Origin of the sequence: Burkholderia sp. 22088 (assembly GCF_052045915.1) — a bacterium.
GTDB classification, from domain to species: domain Bacteria; phylum Pseudomonadota; class Gammaproteobacteria; order Burkholderiales; family Burkholderiaceae; genus Burkholderia; species Burkholderia cepacia.
Genome location: NZ_JBQEPY010000002.1, coordinates 510,873 through 524,925, shown reverse-complemented (window position 1 = coordinate 524,925; position 14,053 = coordinate 510,873). Strand labels below are relative to the sequence as shown.

Below are 14,053 nucleotides of genomic sequence, written 5' to 3'. Positions count from 1 at the left end.
CCTGTTTCCCGGTAGCGCCGTATGTGGGGGATCGTGAGGTATTCCGCATGAGTTCGGTGTGCATGATTTCGACGCTCGAACGCGTGCCGTCGGCCTCGCGGCATCTCCGCTGAACACGAGGGGGCCGGATATGCGGCTGATCGAACCGGATGAACACAGAGACTTTCTGGCGACCTTGGAGCGTCATGGCTTGGCAGAGGGCGATTTCGATCTTCAGGAAACGGATACGACCGACCCGAAGGGTGACGAGAACCTCGGTCTGCAGGGCTATGTCACCATCACCAGGCTCTCGACGCAGATTACGAAGGAATACGTGATCGGCGACGAAAGCGACTGGCTACAGCATTTCAGGAAAGATCTCGAAGCGGGTGCCTTCGACGGGCTGGAATGATATCCCGACGCGACGTGCCGCACTTGGGAGGAAGTTCGGCTCACGAGAGTCGCGGACTTCGAGGATGCGGAACGCATGCGGCCCGATCTGGCGGTGATGAATCCGTTGGAGGGCGTGCTTGCTGCCTTGGTCTGCGGCCCTCCAGGGATGGCCATCCTCTCGACCGACCTTCGACACCGCGTCAACCTGCCTTGGCAGCAGCATGTATTGCCGTCGGCTTCGATCCCGGCGACGCCCTGATTGCTCGGGCGGCTGGCGTGCCACCCGAATTTCAATTCGTCAACGCGGGGAGATCGTCGGCCAAATGCGCGTCGAGCCATTCGTGCGCCCAGTTTTTCGCGAAGGCAATCGCATCCTCGCGCACGTCGAAGCCAGCCAGATCTCCGCTCAGTTGAACGTCGCACTTACTGCCGTCTGCACGATCGATGCTGATCCGCGCGTGTGCCATGTATTCCCCGTCGGCCCTGCGCGGTGTCGGGTCGATATGGAATCGGGTTGAGTCGAGTTGCATTTTCCTTCCTCCTTCAGTTGCCGCGGGGCCCGTGGCCACCGCGAAGCGTATCGTCGCGACCAGAACAGTCAAAGCTTGAGGCGTGCCATGATCCGGCCTGCTTTCTGGTCCGGTTCGCGGCTCACCGTTCCGCCTTTGCGCAACAGCGCGCGGATCGAGAAAAACATCGGGAAGGCATCCTCATCGATTTCATGACGATGATCGAGAATGACGCCATCCATCTCGGCGCGAGCGTCATACGGCAGGAACTGTTCGATGACACCGGAACCATCGCGCCGAATCCACTTCAGCAGGTCATTCCTGTTCATATCCAGCCTCCCGACGTTGCCGGCGCACCATGCGCCAGGCGTGTTTGAGTCTGTGGCGGCGCCGCGGACGCAGAAACAGGATGGACCGAGGAAGGGATCAGGACGCGTTATCCAACACGCTCGTGTCCTGTAGACAGGCATCGATCAGGCGCTTCGCATACGCAGCCGATACGCGGCGCGCTCGTCCGCATTGCGCGGTTTAGATGAGAGGCCCAATCACGTTCGGAGGGAGGGCGCCTTGAGTGGCGCGGGAATCGGTAGTGAGTCAGTCAACGACCCCATCCTACGCCCATTGGCGAACTTGTACAGCGAAAGTTCTGCGCGAACCGCCGCTTGGCATGCCGCCCCGATCGGGCGCGGGACGGACCGGCTCAGCTGCGTGTGAACAATCGCCGATACGCGGGGAGATGGGGCCACGACGGTATCATCGAAATTTCAATTAGACATTCGAAGCAAATCGAAGCCACGGCGCCAAGGGTATACAACCGGGGCGAGCCTTGCCGGTCGCGGCGTGTTCTTGCGACGCCACCCGAAATGCTCCGACTGAAACAGCTTGACACGGTGTTGGGCCCCGCGTAGGGTGGGTGTCCGAAGCCTTCAAGAAGCGCGATTGCTGCTCATCACTGACCGCGGAACGCGGTATTCGTTGTCCTCTCCCTCCTTGATCCTTTTTCGTGCTCCCCTATCGGGGCGCATACATTTGTCCAATATCAGGAGAATTTCCATGGATACCGGTACCGTCAAGTGGTTCAACGACAACAAGGGTTTTGGCTTCATCACGCCTGACAGCGGCGGCGATGACCTGTTCGCGCACTTCTCGGAGATTCGCGGCGACGGCTTCAAGACGCTGGCCGAAGGTCAAAAGGTCAGCTACGAGACGAAGAACGGGCCCAAGGGGCTGCAGGCCTCGAACATCGTTCCTCAGTAATCCACATCATTCGTCGGTCCCGTGTGCAGGATTGGCCGCGCAGTCAACGTCGGGGATCTTTCGCATCCGCGCGCAGGCGCCCACAGTCCTGCTGAGGCTACCGTTTCGCCTCGAGACGTACACCCCAAGGAAGAAAGTGGGGGATGCCGCGCATCCAGTGGCGAACGATCGGACGGCTCATTCATCGTGAGATCGCGATCGACGCATACAGAGGTAACTTTGACCAAGAGTCAATCGCGCAACAAAAGATCACTCGCGAGACCACGGCGCGCCAGGGATTTGCCGGTGCTCGGCACGGCGCTGAACTGGGTGCCGCCGAATGCACCCTCTGCGCCCATCAAATCGAGCGGCAAGAAGCGCTCCACCGAGACGCGATAACGCGACACGTTAACGCCCGGACGAGGCGCGGCCCGCATGTCGCGTTGGCACGCGCCCCCCACGCATGGGCGTTTTCGATATTTGCACGGAAACCGCTCCCTGTCGGGGACCGGATATCCGCACGCCGCTGCGATTGCGGCGCGTCACATTGATTGGAGAAATTGATTTGGCAAAGGAAGAATTGCTGGAATTGGACGGCGTCGTGGATGAGGTGCTTCCGGACAGCAGGTTTCGCGTCACCCTGGAAAACGGCGCGGTCGTTGCGGCGTACGCATCGGGCCGCATGCGCAAACACCGCATCCGTATTCTCGCCGGCGACCGGGTCAAGCTGGAATTGTCGGTCTATGACCTCACCAAAGGACGTATCAATTTTCGGCACAAAGACGAACGGGCTTCGCCCGGTGTGCCTCGGAACCGATTTGTTCGACGTTAACCATGTAGCGCCGATACAGGATTGATTGCGCTCGTCTACGCAATTCGTCGCCATCAATCACCAGGAGTTCATCATGAGCATGCGTACCTATCGCGGATTCGAAATATATCCGCTGATTTATCCTCACTTTCACACAGGCTCTGGCCGTGCTCACAACTACGAAGCCGGTTTCGACGCGGCGGTCAAGGTTTGCCTGCGCGGCACTGACGCCACGCTGACCCGGAGCCAGACCTTCAAGCTTGTCGACGGTTCGCCGTTTGCCAGTGCCGGTGACGCACGCCGGGCTTCGCAACGTTACGCAGAAGACATCATCGATCAGAACCGAGGCGAACATGGGATGTTCGGCGCAGTTCTTTGACACGGCTCGCTGTTGAACAGCAACGCATCGGAGCGCGCATCAATCGGAGACACGCGTCCCGATCTGAAATTGCGCGAGCCGAAGCCATGCTGCCGGTCAGCGGGAAACTCGCGTCGTAACACCGACATTCCTTTCTGTCCCGTGTTCTCAAGGCAGATCAACGGACGAGCGGCCGCATCGTGCGACTGGCGCGCTACGCGCTGATGGACGTCGCGTTGCCGATCAACGTTGCGTAACGACCAGGCCGCCGACGCAGATTCGATCGATGCCTCGCGCCTTTTCGTGCCCCTGGATTTGCTCTTCGAGCAATCGGCGGGCGAGCGTTCGTGCGGCGTCACGCGCCTCCACGTCCGATGCAAAATCCCCTTCGGTATCGTGTTGCTCAGAGGTGCCGGGATCCTCTCCGATGCGGTGCAAGTGGACGATTCCGCGGTAGCGCCCAGACGTGGTCTGCATTACGCGAAGGCGTGCCACGTGCGTGTGGGTCGTACACACTTCATCATCCATGATGCCTTCCTTGCCAGGACCCCTGGCGAGACAACGACATGGCAGACTTCACCCGCCTGCCTGCATCCGTGTGTTTGGCCCTCGGTAAACTTCGGCAAGGCGGGGTTTATCGCCGCCAGCGCCGAGAGGTCAATGTTTGCGGTGCATCCACCCCAAGTGATGGGAGTCCAGCCACTGAACGACTTCCTTACTTGAATGTTCGCTCTGGTAACGGCGCGCCAACGCGACTGCAACCACCGCGACCACCGCAAGACCAACCACCCAACCAATCATCGACTGAGTCATGACAGCCTCCTTGTGGATGTGGAATGCAGCCATGATTGAATTCTAGGCGTCTTGGGGGAAGGATTCACAAGTTTTGCGCCACGCTGCGCGGACTCGCCGTGGGTGCGCCGGTCGACTTCCGCGGCATCGTGCTCGGCGAAGTGACCAACATCGGCATCGACTACGACGCGAAGGCGAAGAACTTCAAGATGCCGGTGACGATGAATCTGTATCCGGAACGGCTCGGCAAGAGTTTCCGGGACGCGATTCGCAGCAAGGGCGAACCGGAGCGTCGACAGATCCTGCAGCGACTCGTCGAGCACGGGCTGCGCGGCCAGTTGCGCACCGGAAACCTGCTGACGAGTCAGCTCTACGTCGCACTCGATTTCTTCCCGACGGCGCCGGTAGTGAAACTCGATGTCAGTCATGAGACGGTTGAACTGCCGACCGTGCCGAACACGCTCGACGAGCTGCAGTCCCAGGTGGCCGACATCGCGAAGAAACTCGACAAGGTGCCGTTCGACCAGATCGGCGCGAACCTGAACAGCGCGCTGTCGAATGCCGACAAGCTGTTCAAGCAGCTCGACACGCAGGTCGCGCCACAGGCGCGCGACACCTTGTCGGCGGCGAAGCAGACCTTCACCGCCGCCGAAGCGACGCTGCAGCAGGATTCGCCGCTGCAGTCCGACGTGCGCGGCGCGTTGAAGGAGCTGACGCACACGCTGCAGTCGCTCAACATGCTCGCCGACTATCTCGAGCGTCACCCCGAATCGCTGCTCAAGGGCAAGCCAGGAGATCAACCATGACGACACGCGTGAACGGTTTCGCGAGCGGTGCTGCGGCTGCCTTCGCCGCGCTCGCGCTCGCCGCGTGCAGTTCGCCGCCCGCGCGGTTCTACACGCTCAGCCCGGCCGACGCCGCGGCGCCGCTGCGCACCGCGCCGGCCAACCCGGCGTTCCTGATCGAGGTGCCGTCGGTCGGCGTGCCCGAGCAGGTCTCGAGGAACCAGCTGGTCGTGCAGAAGAACGCCGCGCAGGTCGACGTGCTCGAGCAGGAACGCTGGGCGTCGCCGCCCGCCGACGAGATCCGCCGTGCGCTGTCGGACGATCTCACCGCGCGGCTCGGCACGATCGACGTCGCGAATTCCGCCTATCCGCCCGGCGTGCCCGTGTATCGCATCAGCGTGAACGTGCAGCGCTTCGAGTCATGGCCGGGCAAACGCGCGGCGGTCGATGCCGTGTGGAGCGTGCGCGCGCTCGGCACGCAGGCACTGATGACCTGCCGCACGAGCGTCGCCGAACCGGTCGCCGACGGCTACGACGCGCTCGTGGTCGGCCACCGGCGCGCACTTGCCGAACTGGCGAGCCAGATCACGGGAGGTGTCGAGGCGATGGAGGCATCGCGGATTCGATTCGTGAAGGCGGCTGCATCGGGACAATCCGGGGCAGCGAACGTGTCACTGGCTTCGACTGTGCCTTGCCTCAATTTGCCGCGATGAACGCGGCTATCGGGCCGACGTCGCACAGTCTGCCCAGGCTATCGACGACAAGCAGGCGTGGCACGGGACCATGACGCGATGAAGGTACCGTCCATCCACCGGGCGATGCAATCGTAAAAGGATGACGTTATGGACCGCCTGGTGGCGATGAAGGCCTTTGTTCGCGTGGTCGACTGTTTGAGCTTCACCGCAGCGGCCAGGCATCTGCATCTCGCGCCCGCCACCGTGTCGCGCCTCGTTCAGTACCTCGAGAAGCAGGCCAACGTGCGCCTGCTGAATCGAAGCACGCGCACCGTCAGTCCGACTGAAGAGGGTCGTGCCTACTACGATGCCTGCGTTCGCGTGCTGGAACAGATCGACAACATGAACGCGGAGGCAGCGAGCGCCGGGCGCGCGCCGGAGGGGCGGATCAAGGTCGGGCTGTCCTCCGCGATTGCGCGGAGCGTGCTGATTCCCGCGCTGCCGTCGTTGCTTGATGCATTCCCGAAACTCGATGTGGAGATGGCGATCTCCGACAACCCGTTCGATTTCGCAAAGGACGCGGTTGATTGCACGATCCACATCGGTACCGTGCGGGAGAACAGCGTGATCGCAAAGGGCGTGGGGTGGATCGATCGAATCATGGTTGCGTCGCCCGCCTATCTGGCACGCTACGGCGAACCCCATACGCTCGCAGAACTGAAAGGCCATGTGACCGTGGCAGCCGCATGGGATGACGGGACCGGACTGAAACCCTGGGAGATCCATGTCGGCGGCAAGGCCGCGCCGGTCGCGATGAGGAACCGGGTCATGGCGAACGACGCGGATGCGGTCATTTCATGCGCTTTAGCGGGGCTGGGCATCATCTCGGGCTACCGCTTTGCGCTCCGTTCGTATCTTGACGACGGGTCGCTCACGGAGATCATGCGAGGCAGCGTTGCGGAAGCGAAGCCGGTGAGCATCGTGTATTACCCGAGCCGCCATATGCCGAACAAGCTGCGTACTTTCATCGATTGGTTCAAGGCCGTATTCGAAGAGGCGATCGAGGATTCCGGCAATTGATGCGACGTCGCTCGATGCCGAGACGACGGCGTATCCGGATTCCGGGCTTCACCGCGGTCGACCGGCGTTACGCCCGACCCGCTCCGGTCGCGTGTGTCACGCATCCACTTTCTGACCAGGCGCAGCATCGGCACACCAGCGCCAACCTCTGCTCGCTCGTCGAGACCTGCAAGGCGAACGGGATCGGCCCGTGCAACCATCTGATCCGGTTGCCTCAATGTCTCCCGCTCGCGCAGACGGTCGACGGTTACACCAGGCTACTACCCTGGAATATGCGCTCCAATCCTCACGAATCGACCGAAGCGTAAGCGTTGCAGCCTGCTTCCAATGAAGGCAACGCGCATGCTTGCCATCTCCAGTCCGCTTGCGGCGTGATCGATCGCTCTTGCTTCCGGATTACCGGGAGTTGTGTTCCGGGCGCGACACAAAGATACTGTCTGGCGCGATATCCATCGCGGCGGCCGTGCCGAGCGTGTGGCGAATGAGCGTCACATTGAAGATCCTGCCTTTGGGAACCGCATACGCGGTATGGGCCGGAGCGGCCGACCAATACAAAGCAAAAGCTTCTTGACGAGAGCACTTTCAAATGATCGATTTCAACGGGCCTGAAATCAATGTGGTGACGTGCACGTCCGGTGCACGCACCTTTCTCACCAACGCCTTTCTGGTCGAATTGCCGAACGGGGTCGTGGCCATCGACGCCATGATGACCGTATCGGATGCGCGCGAGGTGCGTCACCGGCTGGATGCATTGCGCAAACCCTTGCTCGCGGTGCTGATCACGCACGGGAATCCCGATCACTATAACGGCATCGGCGAGCTGATCCGCGATCTTGATGATGTGCCGGTCATCACGACGCGGGGCGTCGACGAGGCGATGCGCCGTGTCGACGATGCCAAGGCAGTCCAGTGGCAGTCGGTGTTCGGCGACGATTGGCCGGCACGGCGCACCTTCCCGAATCGCCTCGTGCATGACGGCGACGTGCTGCATTTCGATGGCGTGCCGTTCGAGGCAAGAGAGTTCGGCCCTGGCGAATCGAACTGGGATCTGGTCTGGGCCGTGGGAAACCACCAGCGTGTCGCCTTCGTCGGCGACATGGTGTTCAACGGCGTCCATTCCTTCATGAACGACGGCCATACGGCGGACTGGCTGCGCAGCCTCGATGCGCTCGAACGTCGGTCCGGCGACATCGCACTGTTCTATACGGGCCACGGTCAGGCGGGCAAGCCGCTCGACATGATTGCCGCACAGCGTGCTTATATCGGGTGCTATCGCGCGGCGGTGGCCCGCCTCGCCAACGGCACTCGCAGCCTGGACGATGCCGGAAAGGCCGAACTGGAGGCGATCATGAAGCGCTTCCTGCCCACGGCCGATCTCGACGTGTTCATCAAGGCCGGGGCGAATGCCGTTGCGGCGGAACTGGCGTTGCAGGAATCGGACAAGGCCATTTCCGCTGACCCGCACGCTCACTTCGACGCAAGGTGAGCAGGTCACCGATGAAATGCAACGCATGTCGACCGTGAGCGGATGGCACTACGCAGTCGCGTGCACGCGTGGTTCATTGAAGGCCGAAGCCGGCCGGCAGCCGCAGCATCGTGGGCATGATGCGCGAACAAGGTACGGTGCTTGGCCGCGTCGAGGTCAGTCGTCGTCCTCTTCGTCGTCGCCAGCGGGGCGGCTGCTGATGAGCCGGCCGTCCTCGGTCAGGCTCAGGCGTTGCTCCTGGCCACCCTGCACGATGGTGACGACATAACGTGCCTTGCCGTTCTTCACACGCCGCTGAATCACGCCGACATTGCCGCCTTGCCGTTGACGCTCGATCATTGCTCTCACCGCCTCCGGCGCGTGCTCGAGCGTCACGATCTCGCCGGCCACCTGATCGGGCGCAGTCTTGTCGCAACCGGGCAGCGCGACGGACAGCGCGATCGCCAGCGCAATCCACGCAACACGTTCGCATCGCTTGCTCCTTGCCCGGTCGCTCGCGTCGTCCTCTCGAACATGAGAACGACGATCGCACGGCAACGTCCTGGCCTGGTACGTCATGTTCGTTTCCCGGTGACGCGAGTCAGTGGCGGAGAAGCGGGAAAACCACGAGTCCGATGACGGCGGCCGCCGTCACGATCACCGGTTCCTGGAGCTTCTTGAAGCGCCACAGCAGCAGCACGGTCGTGACGGCGAGCAGGGCGGTCGGGACGTCGACGATCGATCGCTTCGCGATGACGAGGACGGAGCCCGTGATCGCGCCGACTGCCGCAGCCGTAATGCCATCGACGAATGCCTTGACGCCTGGACGGTGCCCATACTTCTTCACGTAGGGCGCGGGAATGACCGTGAACAGGTAACACGGCAGGAATGTGCCGAGCGCGGCGACGCATGCGCCAGGCAGGCCCGCCACGAGGTACCCGATAAAGCCGACGGTGATCACGACCGGGCCGGGCGTGATCATCGCGACCGCGACGGCATCCACGAACTGCTTGTCGTTCAGCCAGTGATGTTCGGTAACGACGCCGCCATAGAGGAACGGCACGATCGCGAGTCCGGAGCCGAACACGAACGCGCCGGCCTTCATGAAGAACGCACCGATCTGGACGAGCTGCGGCAGGTCGATGCCACTCAATAGCCCGCTGGCTGCCGGCAAGTTGGCGGCGGCAACCGCATTCAGCCCGCCCCGTTGCAGCCACCTGGGCGGCGCGCGCCACAGCCAGCCGATCAGGCCTGCGGCAACGAAAAGCCATGCGATTTCCGATTCCGTGACGAAGGTCACGGCAGCCAGCGTCAGGAAGATCGCCCAGAGGAGCTTGTCGTTGCCGACGGTCTTGGTCGTGAGCTTGTAAGCGCTCATCGCGATGATGCCGACCACCGCGGCACCGACGCCGTAGAAGACGGCCTGCATCCACGACAGCCCGCCAAAATGCGCGTAAGCGAACCCGAGCGCGAGCACCATCAGGAACGACGGCAGCACGAACGCGATCCCGACGAGTGTCGCCCCGAGAAGGCGGTAGTGGACGAACCCGAGATAGATCGCGAGCTGGGCCGCCATCGGCCCCGGTGCGAGCTGGGCCAGCGTGAGCCCTTCCTTGTAGTCGGCCTCGGTTATCCAGCCGCGTCGCTCGACCAGGTCGCGACGCATATAGCCTGCGAGCGCGACCGGTCCGCCGAAACCGAACGTACCGAGACGCAGCATGTAGGCGACCAGCTCGCCAAGCGAGTAGGTCGGTTCGGTCGTGGCGATGGTTGTCGTCATGATTTGGCCGGGGTTTCGCTCTTGCCGTCCGATGTGAAGTGCGCATACAGGGAGTCGAGTACGGCGCCCATCTGCTCGAGCAACTGATCGTCGTTCTCCGTCCGTTGGCGCGTGCCGGCCATCACGGCCTCGAAGCCCACTGCTTCAGGCGCGGCGGAACCGCCCACATCGAGCGCGTGCACGATCTCGCCGAGACGCATCAGGGCCGGGTCCTTGTCGAGTCCGAAGCTGGCCAGCAGAACTTCGAATGTCACGCGCTCGCCCACGTGCGTAAAAGTCGCGCCGTCGAAATCGAAGCCCAGCGCGTCAGCCGGGCAATCCGCCGGCGACGCGAGCCAGATGAAGCGCGCTTGCGCGTCGATGAACCGGCGGATCAGCCACGCACTGGCGACGCGATCGACCCACATCCGCTGCCGCGTCGCCCAGGCGCGGCCCTGGTACTCGCCGATCGCGAGCGGACGAATGACGCGGTCCGCGGCATGCGGCTCGCCCGGCGACAGCACCGTGTCGACCAGCGCACCGAAATCCTGCAGGGCGACTTCGGCGCGGGTGGCCGAATCGCCCGGGAAATAGTCGATCGCCCGGATGGCGTCGAGATCCTTGCGCGCGCGACGCAACAGGCGAGTGAGCTCGGCGGCTGATTGCCCGTCAAGCGTCTTGCGCACGTCGGCGAGCGCGCGTGTGAAGGTGGCGTAATCGTCGGCCCGGTCGAACAGCGCCCGGAATTCCTGTTCCTGGGACCGGTCGAGACTCGGTGCGCGCAACAGGTGAGCTGCGCCGCCGCTTTCGGCAATCGCGCCCGCGAGTTCACGCAGCGTCTCTTCATGCGCTTCGGTGTGGGGCAGCAGGTAAACGCCGTCGCGCAGCACCGCACAGCCTTTCGCCTTGAGCGCGCGCCAGAACCGCATGCGGGCCGTCGCGTTTTCCGTCGGAAGGGTCAGAACAAGCAGCGACCATGTAGAAATAGATTTCATGTAGCGAAGTCTACGTCTCAGTTGCTGTTTCTACAAAATTTATTTGAACGATCGCGTGTAGTCCCGTACGCCCTCCCGGCAGGTAGCCGCTCGCACGAGGCGCGCCAGGAAAGCGCCGCGCCTCGCTCGGGTGAGCGTGGGATGGGTGATCGCGTAATGCGGAACGAGGTGGACGACGCCCGGGTGCTTCGGGCCGGATTTCAGTCCGGCGGAACGATCTACGGCGTCACGACAAGTGCCGTCTGCATCCCCGCTTCATAGAGCGGGCCGGCTTGTTGCAGATCAGCGCGTCGTGGCCAGGCGCGATATCTTCCGCTTCCCCGATTGTTTTCAGGGTGTGCTCCATCCCCTGTCCTTTGCCGACAGGGAGCGCATCGTCGGGGAGATCTGTCCTGAAGACGACGAGCTCATAGTTCGGTGCGGTCATGCACCGGATTGTCGACGGGCGTCGCGTCGTCCGTCGAGTTGCTTTTCCGGTCGATCTGCCCGAGCTTGAAACGGCCGTCCTGTCGGTTGACCGGGCCGGGTTACGCGCCGTCACGCACAGCCGTCACGAGCGGCATCATCGCCGGCCCGATGGACGCGAGCAGGCGCTCTTTCGATACCCCGTCGCGGGATTGAACGGAAATGCCGTGCAACTGCGTCGCATAGAAATCGGCCAGCGCCTTGATGTCGGTGCCTCGCGCGAGCTGCCCCTGCTCGGCCGCGAGCTGCAAGCGTTCGGCGATCGATTGCGTGCGTGCGCGCCGGTGGGCGGCCAGCCATTCCATGACACCTTCGTTTTCGGCCGAGTAGTTGGTCGCGGCGGACACCACCATGCAGCCGTGCGGCTGGCCGCGCCTGGTATAAGCGGCGACGGCATCGCGCAGCATCCGTTCGACGGCCGCGCGGACATCGGTTTCCTCGCCGAGCGCACGATCGGCGAAGCCGCCTTCGCCTTGCTCGTAGAGTGCCACGGCCTCGTGGAACAGGGCTTCCTTGCTGCCGAACGCGGCATAGATGCGCGCTGACGCGATGCCCATCGCTTCGACCAGGTCGGACATCGACGTGCCTTCGTAGCCGCGCCGCCAGAACGCAAGCATCGCGCGTTTCAGCGCCATGTCGCGATCAAATTCTCTCGGTCGTCCCGCCATATCCCTTTCGCCCGTCGTCACATCGTGCACGGATTTTATCGCGCGCCGTGTTGACACGCGCCGTTCCAGCACTCTATTCTTTGTCAATCGACAAACAATTGGGATCGATCATGCGTACTCTCAAGGGCCCCAGTCTTCATCTCGCGCAGTTCGCCGACGATGCGGCGCCGTTCGACAGCCTGCCGAATATCGCGCGATGGGCGGCCGGCGTCGGCTTCAAGGCGCTGCAGATTCCCGCGTGGGACGGTCGGCTGTTCGACGTGGAGACCGCCGCGGACAGCCAGGCCTATTGCGATGACATGAAGGGCATGCTGGCCGAACATGGGCTGGAGATCAGCGAACTGACCACGCATATCTTCGGGCAGCTGGTTGCCGTGCATCCGGCTTACGACGCCATGTGCGACAACTTCGCGCCCGAGGCCGTGCGCGGCAACCCGGTCGCGCGCACCGCATGGGCGCTGGATCGGCTCGAGCTGGCGGCACGGGCTTCACGCCGCCTGGGGCTGACCGACATGGGCACCTTTTCGGGCTCGTTCGCGTGGCCTTACCTGTTTCCGTTCCCGCAACGGCCCGCCGGCCTGATCGAGACGGCCTTCGACGAGCTGGCGCGTCGCTGGCGGCCGATTCTCGACGCGTGCGACGAAAACGGCGTCAACCTCTGCTACGAGATTCACCCCAGCGAAGACCTGCACGACGGCGTCAGTTTCGAGCGCTTCCATGCGCTGGTCGGCCAGCACGCGCGCTGCAAGATGCTGTTCGATCCCAGCCATTTCGTGCTGCAGCAACTGGACTATCTGGCGTACATCGATATCTACCGCGACCACATCCGCATGTTCCATGTGAAGGACGCGGAGTTCCTGCCTTCGGGGCGCCAGGGCATCTACGGCGGCTACAGTTCGTGGCTGGAGCGCGCCGGCCGTTTCCGTTCGCTTGGCGACGGTCAGGTCGACTTCAAGGCGATTTTTTCGAAATTTGCTCAGTATGACTACACAGGATGGGCCACCCTCGAATGGGAGTGCTGCCTGAAGAATCAGGAGGACGGCGCGCGCGAAGGCGTCGCGTTCATCAATGACCACATCATCCGGGTGACGGAGCGCATCTTCGACGACTTCGCCGGTGCCGCGGTCGATCAACGGCAAATCCACGACATGCTCGGCATCGCTTGAGCCGTTTCCCCCCACTGCCAGGAATCATCGATATGTCCGCTCAACTTCAGTCGTCGTCTGCCGACGCTCAAGGCTTTGCTCACCAATACGTACGCATCGACGGCCAGCGTATCCATTGCGTCACGGCCGGCGCCGGTACCCCGGTCCTGCTGATTCCGGGATGGCCGCAAACCTGGTACGCGTGGCGTCACGTGATGCAGGCGCTCGCCGCGCGCGGCTTCATGGCCGTCGCGGTCGATCCGCCAGGTACCGGCTATTCCGATCGGCCGCATGCGGGTTACGACACGGGGCACACGGCGGCGACGTTGCATCGCGTGATTGCGCAGCTCGGCTTCGATGTTTACCAGGTGGCCGGCCACGACGTCGGCATGTGGGTGGCCTATGCGCTGGCGAGCGACCGGCCCGACGCCGTGAAGTCGCTGGCGCTCACGGAGGCGGTGATCCCCGGGCTGGCGCCCGCGCCGTCGATCTTCGCCCCGCCGGAAGAAAACATCTTCCTGTGGCATTTCATGTTCAACCAGCTGGCCGACCTGCCCGAGACGCTGATTGCGGGCCGTGAGCGGGCGTATCTGGAGTTCATGTTCAACCGCTGGTCGTTCCGGCGCGATCGTGTGGCCGTCGATGTGTATATCGATGCCTATGCGGCACCGGGCGGCTTGCGCGGCGGCTTCTCCTATTACCGTGCGATTCCGGAGACGATCCGGCAGAACCAGGCGCGGGCGCAGCGCAAGCTGACGATGCCGGTGCTCGCCATCGGTGCCGAACATGCCACCGGCGATGCGCCGCTGGTTACGATGCGCGACAACGCGACCGATCTGCAGGGCGCGGTGGTCCCGGCTTGCGGCCACTTCATCATGGAAGAGGCACCCGACGCATTCATCGGCCATCTGCTGCCTTTCCTGGAGCGGAGCCGCTGAT

21 protein-coding genes and 1 pseudogene are annotated in these 14,053 nt (G+C 63.1%); 12 read left to right on the top strand and 10 right to left on the bottom strand.

What is annotated here, in order from left to right; all coding sequences use genetic code 11:
- The first annotated feature begins 130 nt into the window (after positions 1 to 130).
- Positions 131 to 391 carry a transcriptional regulator gene (locus ACTJLD_RS05560; protein WP_440658274.1) on the top strand — a complete coding sequence of 87 codons (261 nt, stop codon included), beginning with the start codon at positions 131 to 133 and terminating at the stop codon, positions 389 to 391.
- A gap of 271 nt (positions 392 to 662) precedes the next feature.
- Here the strand turns inward: ACTJLD_RS05560 and ACTJLD_RS05555 are convergent, their stop codons facing one another.
- Both ACTJLD_RS05555 and ACTJLD_RS05550 read right to left on the bottom strand, forming a co-directional pair.
- On the bottom strand, positions 663 to 902 hold the full coding sequence (locus ACTJLD_RS05555; RefSeq protein ID WP_059699232.1) for a hypothetical protein: 240 nt from the start codon (positions 900 to 902) through the stop codon (positions 663 to 665).
- Positions 903 to 970: 68 nt separating this feature from the next.
- Positions 971 to 1,210 (bottom strand): hypothetical protein, encoded by a 240-nt coding sequence (locus ACTJLD_RS05550; protein ID WP_440658237.1) that lies wholly within the window; start codon positions 1,208 to 1,210, stop codon positions 971 to 973.
- Positions 1,211 to 1,934: 724 nt separating this feature from the next.
- Between ACTJLD_RS05550 and ACTJLD_RS05545 the strand changes: the two genes are divergently transcribed.
- Positions 1,935 to 2,138 carry a cold-shock protein gene (locus tag ACTJLD_RS05545; protein ID WP_011548695.1) on the top strand — a complete coding sequence of 68 codons (204 nt, stop codon included), beginning with the start codon at positions 1,935 to 1,937 and terminating at the stop codon, positions 2,136 to 2,138.
- Between the two features lie 230 nt (positions 2,139 to 2,368).
- Here ACTJLD_RS05545 and ACTJLD_RS05540 read toward each other — a convergent pair whose 3' ends face one another.
- A complete protein-coding gene (locus ACTJLD_RS05540; RefSeq protein ID WP_175898571.1) occupies positions 2,369 to 2,524 on the bottom strand; it encodes a hypothetical protein in 156 nt (51 codons plus the stop codon).
- A gap of 158 nt (positions 2,525 to 2,682) precedes the next feature.
- Between ACTJLD_RS05540 and infA the strand changes: the two genes are divergently transcribed.
- The gene (gene infA / locus ACTJLD_RS05535; protein ID WP_027790083.1) at positions 2,683 to 2,949 is read left to right on the top strand and encodes a translation initiation factor IF-1; all 267 of its coding nucleotides are present in this window, start codon (positions 2,683 to 2,685) and stop codon (positions 2,947 to 2,949) included.
- A 73-nt stretch (positions 2,950 to 3,022) separates the two neighbouring features.
- Positions 3,023 to 3,307 (top strand): hypothetical protein, encoded by a 285-nt coding sequence (locus tag ACTJLD_RS05530; protein WP_027790082.1) that lies wholly within the window; start codon positions 3,023 to 3,025, stop codon positions 3,305 to 3,307.
- A gap of 222 nt (positions 3,308 to 3,529) precedes the next feature.
- On the opposite strand, the gene ACTJLD_RS05525 is transcribed toward ACTJLD_RS05530, so the two are convergent.
- Positions 3,530 to 3,814, bottom strand: a complete 285-nt coding sequence (locus ACTJLD_RS05525; RefSeq protein WP_230942819.1) for a hypothetical protein — start codon at positions 3,812 to 3,814, stop codon at positions 3,530 to 3,532.
- Positions 3,815 to 3,943: 129 nt separating this feature from the next.
- Positions 3,944 to 4,099, bottom strand: a complete 156-nt coding sequence (locus ACTJLD_RS05520; RefSeq protein WP_166742277.1) for a hypothetical protein — start codon at positions 4,097 to 4,099, stop codon at positions 3,944 to 3,946.
- 77 nt (positions 4,100 to 4,176) lie between these two features.
- On the opposite strand from ACTJLD_RS05520, the pseudogene ACTJLD_RS05515 reads away from it, so the two are divergent.
- The 6 genes and pseudogenes from ACTJLD_RS05515 to ACTJLD_RS05490 all read left to right on the top strand — a co-directional run.
- A pseudogene (locus tag ACTJLD_RS05515) lies at positions 4,177 to 4,884 on the top strand (MlaD family protein); the annotation flags it as partial.
- On the top strand, positions 4,881 to 5,576 hold the full coding sequence (locus ACTJLD_RS05510; RefSeq protein WP_440658235.1) for a PqiC family protein: 696 nt from the start codon (positions 4,881 to 4,883) through the stop codon (positions 5,574 to 5,576). The pseudogene ACTJLD_RS05515 and the gene ACTJLD_RS05510, both read left to right, overlap by 4 nt.
- A 129-nt stretch (positions 5,577 to 5,705) precedes the next feature.
- A complete protein-coding gene (locus tag ACTJLD_RS05505; protein ID WP_440658234.1) occupies positions 5,706 to 6,617 on the top strand; it encodes a LysR family transcriptional regulator in 912 nt (303 codons plus the stop codon).
- Entirely contained in the window at positions 6,617 to 6,925 is a 309-nt protein-coding gene (locus tag ACTJLD_RS05500) for a transposase domain-containing protein (protein WP_440658233.1), read from the top strand. Before ACTJLD_RS05505 ends, ACTJLD_RS05500 begins: the two co-directional genes overlap by 1 nt.
- A 155-nt stretch (positions 6,926 to 7,080) precedes the next feature.
- Positions 7,081 to 7,188: a hypothetical protein gene (locus ACTJLD_RS05495; RefSeq protein WP_319001180.1), complete on the top strand. Its 108-nt coding sequence runs from the start codon at positions 7,081 to 7,083 to the stop codon at positions 7,186 to 7,188.
- Between the two features lie 15 nt (positions 7,189 to 7,203).
- Positions 7,204 to 8,103: an MBL fold metallo-hydrolase gene (locus tag ACTJLD_RS05490; protein ID WP_440658231.1), complete on the top strand. Its 900-nt coding sequence runs from the start codon at positions 7,204 to 7,206 to the stop codon at positions 8,101 to 8,103.
- A 156-nt stretch (positions 8,104 to 8,259) separates the two neighbouring features.
- Here the strand turns inward: ACTJLD_RS05490 and ACTJLD_RS05485 are convergent, their stop codons facing one another.
- From ACTJLD_RS05485 to ACTJLD_RS05465, 5 genes are all read right to left on the bottom strand, one after another.
- Positions 8,260 to 8,661: a hypothetical protein gene (locus ACTJLD_RS05485; protein ID WP_440658230.1), complete on the bottom strand. Its 402-nt coding sequence runs from the start codon at positions 8,659 to 8,661 to the stop codon at positions 8,260 to 8,262.
- Positions 8,662 to 8,683: 22 nt separating this feature from the next.
- Positions 8,684 to 9,862, bottom strand: coding sequence for a chromate transporter (locus ACTJLD_RS05480; protein ID WP_060172438.1), 1,179 nt, complete (start codon positions 9,860 to 9,862; stop codon positions 8,684 to 8,686).
- Positions 9,859 to 10,836, bottom strand: coding sequence for a chromate resistance protein ChrB domain-containing protein (locus tag ACTJLD_RS05475; protein ID WP_027790078.1), 978 nt, complete (start codon positions 10,834 to 10,836; stop codon positions 9,859 to 9,861). The genes ACTJLD_RS05480 and ACTJLD_RS05475 overlap by 4 nt, the downstream gene beginning before the upstream one ends.
- 226 nt (positions 10,837 to 11,062) lie before the next feature.
- Positions 11,063 to 11,263: a hypothetical protein gene (locus ACTJLD_RS05470; protein ID WP_440658229.1), complete on the bottom strand. Its 201-nt coding sequence runs from the start codon at positions 11,261 to 11,263 to the stop codon at positions 11,063 to 11,065.
- Positions 11,264 to 11,363: 100 nt separating this feature from the next.
- Positions 11,364 to 11,969: a TetR/AcrR family transcriptional regulator gene (locus ACTJLD_RS05465; protein ID WP_027790077.1), complete on the bottom strand. Its 606-nt coding sequence runs from the start codon at positions 11,967 to 11,969 to the stop codon at positions 11,364 to 11,366.
- 110 nt (positions 11,970 to 12,079) lie between these two features.
- On the opposite strand from ACTJLD_RS05465, the gene ACTJLD_RS05460 reads away from it, so the two are divergent.
- On the top strand, positions 12,080 to 13,135 hold the full coding sequence (locus ACTJLD_RS05460) for a sugar phosphate isomerase/epimerase family protein (protein ID WP_440658273.1): 1,056 nt from the start codon (positions 12,080 to 12,082) through the stop codon (positions 13,133 to 13,135).
- Between the two features lie 32 nt (positions 13,136 to 13,167).
- Positions 13,168 to 14,052, top strand: coding sequence for an alpha/beta fold hydrolase (locus ACTJLD_RS05455; RefSeq protein WP_440658228.1), 885 nt, complete (start codon positions 13,168 to 13,170; stop codon positions 14,050 to 14,052).
- Position 14,053: the final 1 nt, after the last annotated feature.

What these genes read in the sequence shown, in the direction of transcription:
- ACTJLD_RS05560 (WP_440658274.1), top strand. Translation starts at nt 131, where the DNA reads ATGCGGCTGATCGAACCGGATGAACACAGAGACTTTCTGGCGACCTTG.
- ACTJLD_RS05555 (WP_059699232.1), bottom strand. Translation starts at nt 902, where the DNA reads ATGCAACTCGACTCAACCCGATTCCATATCGACCCGACACCGCGCAGG.
- ACTJLD_RS05550 (WP_440658237.1), bottom strand. Translation starts at nt 1,210, where the DNA reads ATGAACAGGAATGACCTGCTGAAGTGGATTCGGCGCGATGGTTCCGGT.
- ACTJLD_RS05545 (WP_011548695.1), top strand. Translation starts at nt 1,935, where the DNA reads ATGGATACCGGTACCGTCAAGTGGTTCAACGACAACAAGGGTTTTGGC.
- ACTJLD_RS05530 (WP_027790082.1), top strand. Translation starts at nt 3,023, where the DNA reads ATGAGCATGCGTACCTATCGCGGATTCGAAATATATCCGCTGATTTAT.
- ACTJLD_RS05525 (WP_230942819.1), bottom strand. Translation starts at nt 3,814, where the DNA reads ATGGATGATGAAGTGTGTACGACCCACACGCACGTGGCACGCCTTCGC.
- ACTJLD_RS05520 (WP_166742277.1), bottom strand. Translation starts at nt 4,099, where the DNA reads ATGACTCAGTCGATGATTGGTTGGGTGGTTGGTCTTGCGGTGGTCGCG.
- ACTJLD_RS05510 (WP_440658235.1), top strand. Translation starts at nt 4,881, where the DNA reads ATGACGACACGCGTGAACGGTTTCGCGAGCGGTGCTGCGGCTGCCTTC.
- ACTJLD_RS05505 (WP_440658234.1), top strand. Translation starts at nt 5,706, where the DNA reads ATGGACCGCCTGGTGGCGATGAAGGCCTTTGTTCGCGTGGTCGACTGT.
- ACTJLD_RS05500 (WP_440658233.1), top strand. Translation starts at nt 6,617, where the DNA reads ATGCGACGTCGCTCGATGCCGAGACGACGGCGTATCCGGATTCCGGGC.
- ACTJLD_RS05490 (WP_440658231.1), top strand. Translation starts at nt 7,204, where the DNA reads ATGATCGATTTCAACGGGCCTGAAATCAATGTGGTGACGTGCACGTCC.
- ACTJLD_RS05485 (WP_440658230.1), bottom strand. Translation starts at nt 8,661, where the DNA reads ATGACGTACCAGGCCAGGACGTTGCCGTGCGATCGTCGTTCTCATGTT.
- ACTJLD_RS05480 (WP_060172438.1), bottom strand. Translation starts at nt 9,862, where the DNA reads ATGACGACAACCATCGCCACGACCGAACCGACCTACTCGCTTGGCGAG.
- ACTJLD_RS05475 (WP_027790078.1), bottom strand. Translation starts at nt 10,836, where the DNA reads ATGAAATCTATTTCTACATGGTCGCTGCTTGTTCTGACCCTTCCGACG.
- ACTJLD_RS05470 (WP_440658229.1), bottom strand. Translation starts at nt 11,263, where the DNA reads ATGACCGCACCGAACTATGAGCTCGTCGTCTTCAGGACAGATCTCCCC.
- ACTJLD_RS05465 (WP_027790077.1), bottom strand. Translation starts at nt 11,969, where the DNA reads ATGGCGGGACGACCGAGAGAATTTGATCGCGACATGGCGCTGAAACGC.
- ACTJLD_RS05460 (WP_440658273.1), top strand. Translation starts at nt 12,080, where the DNA reads ATGCGTACTCTCAAGGGCCCCAGTCTTCATCTCGCGCAGTTCGCCGAC.
- ACTJLD_RS05455 (WP_440658228.1), top strand. Translation starts at nt 13,168, where the DNA reads ATGTCCGCTCAACTTCAGTCGTCGTCTGCCGACGCTCAAGGCTTTGCT.